Genomic DNA, 11,849 nt, shown 5'->3' with positions numbered 1-11,849 from the left:
TTTCGCGAGGTTTTGCCATGCAAACGCTAAGGCGCGTCTGGGAGCACCTGGAGGAAGGTTTTATCGCCTTCCTGCTGGCCGCCATGACCCTGGTGACATTCGTCTACGTCATGCTCAACAACATCTACACGCTGTTTTTTGCCCTGGCCGACAGGTGGGCCTTCAGCAGCAACTTCTTCAATGCCCTGGGTGACCACACCATGACCTGGGCCCAGGACATGACCTGGAGCGTGGCGCTGACCAAGGCCATGTTCGGTTGGCTGATTTTCTTCGGTATTTCCTACGGTGTGCGCACTGCCGGCCACCTTGGCGTGGACGCACTGGTGAAGTTGACCAAGCGCCCGGTGCAACGCGTGCTCGGCATGCTCGCCTGCCTGTGCTGCCTGGCCTACGCAGGGCTGTTCATGGTCGCCAGCTACAAGTGGGTGAGCGCCGTGATGGGCGCGCATATCGGCGCCGAGGACCTCGATCAGTACGGCATCGATGTGGGCGATATCGTGATCATCGTGCCCATCGGTTTTGCCATGGTGTTCATCCGCTACCTGGAAATTTTCTACCGCATCTTTACCCACCGTCAGGTCGGGTTGGGGCTGGCCGATGAGGCTGGTGAGGCCAGCAAGTTGGCCGGCAGCCATGAGGAGCGTCACTGATGGCCGTGCTCTGTCTATTCCTGTTGTTGTTCGTGTTCATGTTCCTCGGCGTGCCCATCGCGATTTCCCTGGGCCTGTCCGGCGCCGTGTCAATCCTGATGTTCAGCCAGGACTCGGTGAGCTCCCTGGCGATCAAGCTGTTCGAGACCTCCGACGCCTATACCTTCCTGGCGATTCCGTTCTTCCTGCTCTCCGGTGCGTTCATGACCACCGGCGGCGTGGCGCAACGCCTGATCGACTTTGCCAACGCCTGTGTCGGCCACATCCGTGGTGGCCTGGCGATTGCGGCGGTGCTGGCGTGCATGTTGTTTGCCGCGCTGTCCGGTTCGTCTCCGGCAACGGTGGCGGCGGTGGGCTCGATTGCTGTGGCCGGCATGGTGCGTTCCGGTTACCCGAAGGAGTTTGGCGCCGGGATCATCTGTAACGCGGGCACCTTGGGCATTCTGATTCCGCCCTCGATTGTGATGGTGGTGTATTCGGCGGCCACCGAAACCTCGGTCGGCAAACTGTTCATGGCCGGCGTGATTCCAGGGTTGCTGCTGGGCCTGATGCTGATGATCGCGATCTACATCGTGGCGCGCATCAAGAAGCTGCCGGCCCAGCCACGGGCGACCTTGCGCGAGTGGCTGACCTGCGCGCGCCGTGCCTTTTGGGGCCTGTTGCTGCTGGTGATCATCCTCGGCGGCATCTACAGCGGCATGTTCACCCCGACCGAAGCCGCGGCGGTGGCGGCGGTGTACTCGGCGTTTGTCGCGCTGTTCGTCTACAAAGATATGAAGCTGCGCGATTGCCCCAAGGTGCTGCTGGAGTCCGGGCGCCTGGCGATCATGCTGATGTTCATCATCGCTAATGCCATGCTCTTTGCCCATGTGCTGACCACCGAACAGATTCCCCAGGAAATCACTGCGTGGGTGCTGTCTGAAGGTCTGACGCCGATTGGCTTTTTGATCATGGTCAACGTGGTGTTGCTGATTGCCGGCAGTTTCATGGAGCCGTCAGCCATTGTGCTGATCCTGGCGCCAATCTTCTTCCCGATTGCCATGAAGCTGGGCATCGACCCGATTCACCTGGGCATCGTGATGGTGGTGAACATGGAGATTGGCCTGGTTCACCCGCCGGTGGGGTTGAACCTGTTTGTGACCTCGGCGGTGACCGGGCTGACCCTGGGGCAGACTATCCGGGCGGCGTTGCCGTGGCTGATGATCTTGTTGGTGTTCCTGATCATGGTCACGTACCTGCCGTTTATCTCCCTGGCGTTACCGCACTGGCTCGGTATGTAGTCGCCCCCCTGTAGGAGCCGGCTTGCCGGCGATGAGGCCCTTGAATTCGGTACAGCAATCAAGGACGCCATCGCCGGCAAGCCGGCTCCTGCAAAGGGCGCTGGGTCCTTTAATGGTCCAGCGAACTCAAGATCGCATGGGCCACTTTCACTCGCTCCCCGTTCGGGTAGTTCTTGTTTGCCAGGATCACCACCCCCATCCCCTTGCTTGGCACATACGCCACGTACGCACCGAACCCATTGGTCGAGCCGGTTTTGTTCACCAGCGTGTCGGCGCGCGGCGCTTGTGGCGGGGTCAGCCAGTTCACCGGATGCGGTTCCATCGCCATTTTTGTCGAGTTGCCCTCCACCAGGGCGTCCAGCTTGATCGGGTAAGGGTACATCTCCCAGCCCAGCCCCTGGGTCATGCCCTCGACAGTGTAGTAGCCGGTGTGTGTGGTGGTGATGGCTTGTTGCAGCACTGGGTCCAGTGTCGCCGGGCGCATATTGACCTCTACGTAATGCAACAGGTCCGAAGCGCTGGTCTTGATGCCATAGGCCTCGCTGTCCATCGCGCCGGGGCCGACTCGCACGGGTTGTCCGTCCTTGCCATAGCCCTGGGCGTACAGGTTCATCTGGCTCTTGGGAACAGTGACGAAGGTGTGCTTGAGCCCCAGTTTCGGAAGCAGGGTTTTCTCCATCAGTTGATCAAACGGCTGCTTCAGGCTCTGCGCCGCCAGGTAGCCGAACAGGCCCAGGCTCGGGTTGGAATACAGGCGTTGGGTACCCGGGGCGAAGTCGGGTTTCCACTGCTGGAAGTAGCTGATCATGTGCTGGGTGTTGTCCGCCGCGCGGGGAAATTGCAGCGGCAGGCCACCGGCGGTGTAGGTGCCCAGGTTGAGTAGGCTGATGTGGTCGAACTTGCCGCCGCGCAACGCTGGCAGGTACTGGCTGGCCGGGTCGGTGAGGGTCAGTTTGCCGCTCGCCACGGCATAGCCGGCGAGGGTTGCGGTGAAGGTCTTGCTGACCGAGCCGATTTCAAACAGGGTGTTCTCACTGACAGGCTGTTTGGCGTCTTTACTGGCAACGCCGTAGTTAAAGTATTGCGCCTTGCCGTCCTTGACGACACCGATAACCAGACCTGGAATAGACTGTTGCTGCATCAGCGGCTTGACGCTGGCGTCCACTACGGCGCGCAGGTCGTCGGCGGCCAGGCAGTGGCCGGTGGCGAGAAATAACGCCAGGGCGCCCAAGTTACGCACTCCGGACAGGGAGAGTTGAGGCATGATATCGCTTCCATGAGAGTGATCGATTGAATGAAGAGCCTGCGCGGGCGTGGCCAATGTAGGCAGTTCGCGGGCGTTGGGCAAACGATGATATCTCGCACCTGCCATTAGATTAATTGGGGTCAAGCATGCTGCGCTCCCATCTTCCCCTCAATGCCCTGCGTGCCTTTGAAGCCTCGGCCCGGCATTTGAGTTTTACCCGCGCCGCCATCGAGTTATGCGTGACCCAGGCGGCGGTCAGCCATCAAGTCAAAAGCCTGGAAACGCAGTTGAACGTGACCTTGTTCAAGCGCCTGCCCCGTGGCCTGATGCTCACCAGCGAAGGCGAAACCCTGTTGCCGGTGGTGCGCGACTCGTTTGACCGCATCGCCCAGACCTTGAGCCAATTCGAAGGCGGGCATTACCGTGAAGTGCTCACGGTGGGCGCGGTCGGCACCTTTGCTGTGGGCTGGTTGCTGCCACGGCTGCCCGAGTTCCAGGCGCGTTACCCGTTTATCGACCTGCGCCTGTCCACCCACAACAACCGTGTCGACGTGGCGGCCGAAGGACTGGATTATGCGATCCGCTTCGGCGCGGGTGCCTGGCACGGCACCGACGCCTGTGAGCTACTGGCAGCGCCTCTCACCGTACTTTGCGTGCCGCCATTGGCCGAGCAACTGCACGCACCGGAAGACTTGCTCAAACACACCTTGCTGCGCTCCTATCGCACCGATGAATGGAACCTGTGGTTTCAGGCCGCCGGTCTACCCGCTGATACTTTAGTGCCGCGCAGCATCGTGTTCGATTCTTCGTTGGCGATGATGGAAGCCGCCTTGCAAGGCATCGGAGTGGCACTGGCGCCGGCGATGATGTTTTCGCGGCAACTGGAGAGCGACGTGATCCGCCAGCCCTTCGACGTCGGCATTAGCACGGGCAGCTATTGGTTGACGCGTTTGCAGTCGCGCGCTGAAACGCCAGCGATGCTGGCGTTTAAAAGGTGGATGTGTGAAAGCGTAAACGCTTAAACCAGGTACTTGTTGAACCAACCCAACGTTCTTTCCCACGCCAGATTCGCCGCCGCCTCGTCATAGCGTGGCGTCGAATCATTATGGAAGCCGTGGTTGGCGCCCTTGTAGATATACGCCTCATACGTGGTGCCGGCGGCCTTGAGCGCCTGCTCATACGCCGGCCAACCCTCGTTAATCCGCGTATCCAGCTCACCGAAATGCAACATGATCGGCGCCTTGATCCGTGGCACGTCCTTGGCTTGCGGCTGGCGCCCATAAAACGACACGGCCGCACCTAGTTCCGGGTAGGCCACCGCTGCCGCGTTGGTCACGCCGCCGCCATAACAGAAGCCGGTAATTCCGACCTTGCCCGTGCTGCTGTCGTGGTGCATCAGCCATTCGATGGCGGCGAAGAAGTCGTTCATCAGCTTGGTCGGGTCGACGGTCTGTTGCAGGGCCACGCCTTTTTCATCGTTGCCGGGGTAACCGCCCACCGAGGTCAGGCCATCCGGGGCCAGGGCGATGAAGCCGGCCTTGGCCAGGCGCCGGGCGACGTCTTCGATGTAGGGGTTGAGGCCGCGGTTTTCGTGGACCACCACCACCGCTGGCAGCTTGCCCGTGGCTTTGGCTGGGCGCACCAGATAGCCGCGCACCGTGCCGTTGCCTTTGGGCGAGGGGTAGGTGATGTAGTCGGCGACGATGTCCGGGTCGGTGAATTTCACTTGTTCGGCCAGCGCGTAGTTGGGGCTCAGGGCCGCCAGCAAGGCCGAAGCGGTGAGGCCGCCAAAGGTGAACAGCGCAGCGCGGTCGAGAAATTCGCGGCGGTTGATCTTGCCGTGGGCATAGCCGTCGTAGAGTTCCAGCAGTTCGGGGGCAAAGTCTTTCGCGGTCAGACGAGTCATCGGTGCATCCTCGATTAGCGGTGGCGGTCAATGTAGCCCAGGATCAGCCCTCGCGACCATGGGCGACGGCGGCCAATTGACCGGTGTCGACGCGCACGAAGATCGAATCGCCGATGGCGGTCAGTACGTCACCGGCGTACACCTCACAGATCACGCGGGTCTTGCGTCCCACGTCACCGTCGACCCGCGCGCGCAGGGTGAGGGTGATGCCCATGGGCGTCGGCTTGATGAATTTGATCCCCAGGTTGCCGGTGACGCAGTCGATGCGCGGCAGACTGCCGGGTTCGCGCCCTTCGGCGCGGTAGTGGTAGGCCATGGCGGTCCAGTTGGAGTGGCAGTCCACCAGCATGGCGATCAGGCCGCCGTAGACCAGGTCGGGCCAGCCGCTGTAGTGGGCTTCGGGCAGGTGCTCGGCGACGAGGTGGATGCCGTCCGCGTCCCAGCGGCTCTTGATGTGCAGGCCGTGGGGGTTGCTGCCGCCGCAGCCGTAGCAGATGCCTTCCGGCGCGGTGATGTCCTGGAGTGAAGGGGCGTGCATGCAGAGTCCTTATATGTGCGTGTGCGACTACTCTGTTTAGCAGGACAGGCGCCGGATGGGAATAAATCCCTGGTGTGGCGTGTTAGCTCAGTACCTGTGTCCTTACCTCTAGCGGAGCGTTGCATGAAACGTCTTATGTCCCCGGTCGCCGTACTGGCCTTGATCCTTGCTTATGGTGCCAGCGCCCAGGCGGTGGAGTACAAGGACGTCAACCGCACCGCCAGCCAGATCAGCTTCACCTACAAGCAATTGGGGCAGCGGGTGTATGGCACGTTCAGCGAGTTTGAAGGCGCCTTGACCTTCGACACGCAAAAACCGGAGGCCGGGCATGCCTTGCTCAAGATCCATCTGGCCAGTATCGACGCGGGCAGCCCGGACGCCAACGGCGAGCTGCAACGCGCGTCCTGGTTTGATACCGCGACGTTTCCGGTGGGCGTGTACGAATCCACCGGCGTCAAAGCCTTGGGCGACAACCGCTACACGATCAGCGGCAATCTGACCATCAAGGGCACCACGCGCCCGGTGGACGTGGACGTGGTGCTCAAGGAGCAGAGCGGCATTGGCGTGTTCGACGGTGAGTTCGTCCTCAAACGTGGCGACTTCAAGATCGGCGAGGGTGAGTGGGCCGGCAACAGCGTGGTATCCAATGACATCAACATCAAGTTCAAGATGGTTGCGCCGCAGCGTTAACGCGCGAACTTCTTTGCGCCGGCCACGCAGCCGATCACCGCGACCGTCACCAGCACCATGCCCAGGCTGACCTGCTCATGCAGCAGGCCTGCCGCCAGCGCCAGGCCGAAAAATGGTTGCAGCAACTGCAACTGGCCGACGGCGGCAATGCCACCCTGGGCCAGCCCGCGATACCAGAACACAAAGCCGATCAGCATGCTGAACAGTGACACATAAGCCAGGCTCAACCAGGCGGGCAGGCTGATGCCGCTGAAACTCGACGGCGCAAGCATCAGGCTCAACGGCACCACCACCGGCATCGACACCACCAGTGCCCAGCAGATCACCTGCCAACCGCCCAGGCTGCGCGACAGCTTGGCGCCTTCGGCGTAACCCAGGCCGCACACCAGCACTGCCAGCAGCATCAGCAGATCGCCGGCCGGTGCGGCGCTCAAGCCTTGGGCGACGGCATAACCCATCACCAGCACACTGCCCAGCACCGAGAACAGCCAGAACACCGGCCGCGGTCGCTCGCCGCCGCGCAACACGCCAAACACGGCGGTGGCGAGGGGCAGCAGGCCGATGAATACGATGGAGTGGGCCGAGGTCACGTATTGCAACGCCAGGGCGGTGAGCAAGGGGAAGCCAATCACCACGCCTAGGGCGACAATCGCCAGCGGCACCCACTGATTGCGCGCGGGGCGTTTTTCCTTGAATAGCCACAGCAAAGACACGCCGAGGACGGCGGCGATCGCGGCACGGACCATGGTGAGAAACACTGGGTCGAATTCCATCACGGCCAATCGTGTGGCAGGTAATGAACCGCTGAAAATCACCACGCCGATAAAACCGTTGATCCAGCCCTGGGTACTGGTGTCCAGGGTGTTGAGAGGGGATGTACGTTCCATGAGGGAGTGCCCGAAGCCGGAGGGGTTGCGTTCAGGCCATCCTAGGGGCGAGCATTAAGACAATCAAAAAATTGTCATGGATACATCCCAATGCCGCGCGCTCGCTACAAGTCCTTGGTCGACACCTTTGCTGGAGCCATCCGCAGCGGCCAAATGCCGCCTGGCACGCGCCTGCCGACGCATCGTCAATTGGCCGCCGAGCATGGCCTGGCACTGGTCACCGCCAGCCGCGTGTACACCGAGCTTGAGGCCATGGGCCTGGTCAGCGGCGAACCCGGGCGTGGCACCTTCGTGCGCGAAATCTCGTTGCCGCCCGGGCAGGGCAGTGGTCAGATGACGGTGACGGCGGGCATGCTCGACCTCAATTTCAACTATCCCTCGTTGCCGGGCCAGGCAGACCTGTTGCGCACAGCATTGCGCCAACTGGCGCTGTCCGGCGACCTTGAAGCGCTGTTGCGTTACCAGCCCCACGCCGGGCGTCTGCATGAGCGCGCGGCCTTTGCGCGGCACTTATTGAACCGTGGGCTTACCGTGGAGCCCGACCAAGTGCTGCTGGTCAGTGGCGCCCAACATGGCCTGGCGGTAACGATGATGGCGTTGCTCAAACCCGGTGACGTGATTGCGGTCGATGCGTTGACCTATTCGGGCTTCAAGGTACTGGCCGAAACCCTGCACCTGGAAATTGTCGCGATCCCGGTGACGCCGACCGGCCCGGACCTGGAAGCCTTGCAAAACCTGTGTCGCAAGCGCCCGGTGCGCGCCGTATACAGCATGCCGACCCTGCACAATCCCCTCGGTTGGGTGATGGATCTGGTCCAACGCGAACGGCTGGTGTCCATCGCCCGTCAGCACAATCTGATGATCATCGAAGACGCGGCCTACGCGTTCCTCGCTGAAGACCCACCGCCCCCGGTGGCGACGCTGGCGCCGGAACGCACGGTGTATGTGGGTGGGCTGTCAAAAAGTGTGGCGACGGGCCTACGCGTGGGGTTTGTCGCGGCGCCGATGGAATGGGTAAAGACGCTGGAGCGCACCCTCATGGCCACCACCTGGAATGTACCCGGCGTGATGAGCGCCATGGCGGTGGCATGGCTGGAGGATGGCACCGTGGCACAGCTTGAGGCGCAAAAGCGCGAGGACGCCCAGGCACGCCAGGCTTTGGCCGCTCAGGTGTTCAAAGGGCTGACCACCATCAGCCATCCCTCGTCGTATTTTCTATGGCTGCCGTTGGCGGAAGACGCCCGGGCCGATCAGGTCGCCATGACCTTGCAGCGCGACAATATTTCAGTGTCCACCGCCGAGCCGTTTGCCGTCTCGGGGTATGTCCCGCACGCGTTGCGGTTGGCCTTGGGTTCGGTGCCGATGTCGGCACTGCGCGAAGCGTTGCTCAAGGTGCGCAAGGTGGTGGCGTGGTGAGCCGGTTTCGGCGGCTCACCGCTGGACATCAGTACTTGTAAGCCTGACGCCCGATCAGCAACCATTTGCCTTTCTGTTTCTGCCAGACCTGGAAGTTGTCGATGTCGGTAGGCACTTCAACGCCGCTGTTCACGGCCAGGGCATGGAAGTGGTTGCGTACCAGCGCGGTGTCGCCTTGCAGGGTGATGGTCTGGTTCTGCATTTCCAGGGTCTTGAAGGCGCTGGTATGGGTTTCCAGGTCAGCGATGAATTGGTCTTTGTTCTGCACCTTGCCGCTGGAGTGACCGTAGGTGAGCTTGTCGGCCGTCAACGCGTGAAGTTGCTTGAGGTCCAGGTGCAGCATGGCTTGGGTCAGTTGGTCGACCGCTTGTGCCACATCCTTTTCGGCAGGGGCAGGCGCGGCTGCGACATAACCGGTGAACAGGCACAGAAATCCGATCAGCACTTTGACGTTTTGCATGGGTGTTTCCTTATTGTTGTTGGAGGCTGGCACGACAGCTTAAGTCGTCGTACAACCATGCAATATTTCGGGTGGGGAAGGAAAGTGAAATTTCGAAATATGTTGAATAGATTAGGCTTTAAGGCGTTATAAAACACACGCAAACTTATACGATGTCTCAACACGTCGATCTAATCATGCCTCGCTTCCTGTGCAAGTAGCACATCGCTATGCTACTGCCGAAACCTGACACTGCCCGAGAGACAAAATGGATTTTGACTGGCACAGCGACACACTCACCCGCGCCACTCCGGTAACCCCACACTACAAAAACACTCAAAACGTGCGCCGCTTCATGCGTGAACACTGCGGCCCAGGGTTCAAATTCGACCGGCCGTTCATGGCCTGGATCCGCAACGAGGTGCCCAAGACTCTGGGCGACGTGGTGGACGAGCGGCAACGCCGAAACGAGGATTCACGCCCATGACACCCGACGAAAAATACCAGGCCGCCCAGCAACGTCTCGGCTATCAGCTGGATGAATTCAAAGTCGGTGGCAACTACACGCCACTGGTCCGGGACGCCAACCACCTGTACATCAGCGGCCAGATTCCCCGGGTCGGCGATGCCATCGTGCTGCCGGGCAAGGTCGGAGACACCTTGACCTTGGCCCAGGCGCAAATCGCCGCCGGTATCAGCGCGTTGCGCTGCCTGGGGTTGCTGAAGCAGGCCTTGGGTTCGCTGGACCAGGTCAAGGCAATCCTGCGCATCACCGTGTATGTGCGCAGTGCCGAGGATTTTGATCAGCAGAGTGAAGTGGCCAACGGTGCGTCGGATCTGTTGCACGAGATCCTTGGCAGCGCCGGGGTGCATACGCGTACGTCGGTGGGGGTGATGCAACTGCCGAAGTCGGCGGCAGTGGAGATCGATATGATTGCCGTCGCCCACAGCGCTTGATGTGACACTCGATTCAACTGTAGGAGCCAGCTTGCCGGCGATGGCGTTGGTCCAGGCTGCGCAACCTCACAGTTAGACCGCTATCGCCGGCAAGCCGGCTCCTACTGGGAGGGCGTTTAGTCAGTTGCCAGCGGGGGTGTACGCGGTGGAATCAGGCGTTTGCTGCCGGTGGCTTCATAGGCAGAAGCAAACCGCAGCAACGCCGAATCGTCATATGCCCGTCCGGCAAACGTCAGCCCCACTGGCATGCCGATATCCGCCATCACGCCCATCGGCACGGTGACGGTCGGCACGCCGAGGTGGCGGATGGCGAGGTTGCCGTTGGCGACCCACACGCCGTTGCTCCAGGCAATGTCAGCCGACGCTTCATTCACGTCAGCATCCGCCGGGCCTACGTCAGCCACGGTCGGGAACAACACGGCGTCGAGACCGAGCGTGTCCATCCAGTCTTCCAGGTCGATGCGGCGGGTCTGTTCCAAACCGCGCAGGCCATCGGGGACCGTGCTGATCTCGTTCCAAGGCGTGATGCCGCGTTCGGCCATGCGCACGTATTCGTCCATGCCCGCGGCCAGGTCGTCCTCACGGTTGGGCAGGGTGCCGGGGTCGTGGGGGAAGATTTTCGGGCCGTCCACATCCGCCAGGCGGTTGAGGGCCGGGTCATTGTTGGCACGCAGGAAGTCATCAAAGGCCCAGGCCGACAGTTCCCACAGTTCATCGTGGAGGAACTCCTTGGAGACCAGTCCACGGGTGAACACGGTGGGTGCGCCAGGGCGGTCGCCTTCGCAGTTGGACACCAGCGGGAAGTCTACGTCGATGACTTCGGCACCGGCCGCAACCAGCGCCTGGCGCGCGTCGTTCCACAGGTCGATCACGCTGGCGCGGGTGTTGATCTTCTGCCCGGTAGGGCCGCCGATGCCGGGTTTTTCACTGGTGCCTGCGTCAGGGTCGGCGTTGATGTACATGCGCGGCACACCAAAGCGTTTGCCGGCGAGGGATTCGCAACTCACGGCCAGTTCAGCGTAGGACGCCGGGCGCACCGAGGCGACGCTCGGGATCGGCACCCACGGCTGCAAACGCCACAGGTCGCCACGGGTGTCCGGGTCTTCGGCCACCACCACATCGAGCACTTCCAACAGGTCGGCCATGGTGCGGGCGTAAGGCACGACCACGTCCATGGTCGGTGTGAGCGGCCAGTTGCCGCGCACCGAAATCACGCCACGGGACGGGGTGTAGGCGCACAGGCCATTGTTGGACGCCGGGCCGCGTCCGCTGGACCAGGTTTCTTCGGCCACGCCAAACGCGGCAAAACTGGCCGCCGTCGCGGTGCCGGCGCCGTTGGACGAACCGGAGGCAAACGGCGCCGTCAGGTAGTCGGCGTTATACGGGCTTTCCGCCCGGCCATACACACCACGCTGCATGCCGCCATTGGCCATCGGTGGCATGTTGGTCTTGCCCAGGCAGATGGCGCCGCCGCCGCGCAGGCGTTCGATGGTGAATGCATCACGCTGGGCGACCAGGCGGGCAAACGCCGGGCTGCCGGAGGCGGCGGTCAGGCCCTTGACCAGGTAGCTGTCTTTGGCGGTGTAAGGAATGCCATCCAATGGCCCCAAGATTTCGCCTTTGGCCCGGCGTGCATCGGACGCCTCGGCTTCTTTCAGGGCGTCGGGGTTGCGCACCACCACGGCGTTCAAGGCGGTGGCGGTCTGCGGGCCGTCATAGGCCTCGATCCGCGCCAGGTAGGCCTTGACCAGTTCAACCGCCGTGGTCTGGCCGGATTCAAGCGCAGCGCGCAATTGGGCAATGGAGACTTCGGTAACTTGCATCACGTTTTTTTCGCCGC

The 11,849-nt window shown here is 61.9% G+C and carries 13 protein-coding genes; 7 read left to right on the top strand and 6 right to left on the bottom strand.

What is annotated here, in order from left to right:
• Positions 1-17: 17 nt before the first annotated feature.
• Both RB216_RS15385 and dctM read left to right on the top strand, forming a co-directional pair.
• Positions 18-650: a TRAP transporter small permease gene (locus RB216_RS15385; RefSeq protein ID WP_308907504.1), complete on the top strand. Its 633-nt coding sequence runs from the start codon at positions 18-20 to the stop codon at positions 648-650.
• On the top strand, positions 650-1,930 hold the full coding sequence (dctM, locus tag RB216_RS15380) for a C4-dicarboxylate TRAP transporter large permease protein DctM (protein WP_068932811.1): 1,281 nt from the start codon (positions 650-652) through the stop codon (positions 1,928-1,930). The genes RB216_RS15385 and dctM overlap by 1 nt, the downstream gene beginning before the upstream one ends.
• Before the next feature lie 109 nt (positions 1,931-2,039).
• Here the strand turns inward: dctM and ampC are convergent, their stop codons facing one another.
• Positions 2,040-3,194, bottom strand: a complete 1,155-nt coding sequence (gene ampC, locus RB216_RS15375) for a class C beta-lactamase (protein ID WP_308907503.1) — start codon at positions 3,192-3,194, stop codon at positions 2,040-2,042.
• Between the two features lie 128 nt (positions 3,195-3,322).
• Between ampC and RB216_RS15370 the strand changes: the two genes are divergently transcribed.
• Positions 3,323-4,198, top strand: coding sequence for a LysR family transcriptional regulator (locus RB216_RS15370; RefSeq protein ID WP_028616368.1), 876 nt, complete (start codon positions 3,323-3,325; stop codon positions 4,196-4,198).
• Here RB216_RS15370 and yghX read toward each other — a convergent pair.
• Positions 4,195-5,082 carry a YghX family hydrolase gene (gene yghX / locus RB216_RS15365; RefSeq protein ID WP_068932815.1) on the bottom strand — a complete coding sequence of 296 codons (888 nt, stop codon included), beginning with the start codon at positions 5,080-5,082 and terminating at the stop codon, positions 4,195-4,197. The two genes, RB216_RS15370 and yghX, sit on opposite strands and share 4 nt — an antisense overlap.
• A gap of 43 nt (positions 5,083-5,125) precedes the next feature.
• The gene (locus tag RB216_RS15360; RefSeq protein WP_122814581.1) at positions 5,126-5,620 is read right to left on the bottom strand and encodes a hotdog fold domain-containing protein; all 495 of its coding nucleotides are present in this window, start codon (positions 5,618-5,620) and stop codon (positions 5,126-5,128) included.
• Positions 5,621-5,755: 135 nt separating this feature from the next.
• Between RB216_RS15360 and RB216_RS15355 the strand changes: the two genes are divergently transcribed.
• Complete coding sequence (locus RB216_RS15355) at positions 5,756-6,310, top strand: YceI family protein (RefSeq protein ID WP_372514811.1); 555 nt, start codon at positions 5,756-5,758, stop codon at positions 6,308-6,310.
• Here RB216_RS15355 and RB216_RS15350 read toward each other — a convergent pair.
• The gene (locus RB216_RS15350; protein WP_122814582.1) at positions 6,307-7,197 is read right to left on the bottom strand and encodes a DMT family transporter; all 891 of its coding nucleotides are present in this window, start codon (positions 7,195-7,197) and stop codon (positions 6,307-6,309) included. The genes RB216_RS15355 and RB216_RS15350 overlap by 4 nt on opposite strands.
• A 90-nt stretch (positions 7,198-7,287) precedes the next feature.
• Here RB216_RS15350 and RB216_RS15345 point away from each other — a divergent pair, with 90 nt between their 5' ends.
• Positions 7,288-8,613: an aminotransferase-like domain-containing protein gene (locus RB216_RS15345; RefSeq protein WP_308907501.1), complete on the top strand. Its 1,326-nt coding sequence runs from the start codon at positions 7,288-7,290 to the stop codon at positions 8,611-8,613.
• Between the two features lie 28 nt (positions 8,614-8,641).
• Here RB216_RS15345 and RB216_RS15340 read toward each other — a convergent pair whose 3' ends face one another.
• Positions 8,642-9,073: a nuclear transport factor 2 family protein gene (locus tag RB216_RS15340; protein WP_016979456.1), complete on the bottom strand. Its 432-nt coding sequence runs from the start codon at positions 9,071-9,073 to the stop codon at positions 8,642-8,644.
• A gap of 247 nt (positions 9,074-9,320) precedes the next feature.
• Between RB216_RS15340 and RB216_RS15335 the strand changes: the two genes are divergently transcribed.
• Positions 9,321-9,539: a DUF6434 domain-containing protein gene (locus RB216_RS15335; protein ID WP_308907500.1), complete on the top strand. Its 219-nt coding sequence runs from the start codon at positions 9,321-9,323 to the stop codon at positions 9,537-9,539.
• Positions 9,536-10,009, top strand: coding sequence for a RidA family protein (locus tag RB216_RS15330; protein WP_122684839.1), 474 nt, complete (start codon positions 9,536-9,538; stop codon positions 10,007-10,009). Before RB216_RS15335 ends, RB216_RS15330 begins: the two co-directional genes overlap by 4 nt.
• Positions 10,010-10,125: 116 nt before the next feature.
• Here RB216_RS15330 and RB216_RS15325 read toward each other — a convergent pair whose 3' ends face one another.
• Positions 10,126-11,835 (bottom strand): amidase, encoded by a 1,710-nt coding sequence (locus tag RB216_RS15325; RefSeq protein WP_308907499.1) that lies wholly within the window; start codon positions 11,833-11,835, stop codon positions 10,126-10,128.
• Positions 11,836-11,849 lie beyond the last annotated feature (14 nt).

The organism is Pseudomonas canadensis, from assembly GCF_030980095.1.
Classification (GTDB): Bacteria; Pseudomonadota; Gammaproteobacteria; order Pseudomonadales; family Pseudomonadaceae; genus Aquipseudomonas; species Aquipseudomonas canadensis.
Note: the sequence above shows the minus strand (reverse complement) of the source record. Positions and strands in the feature narration are given on the sequence as shown.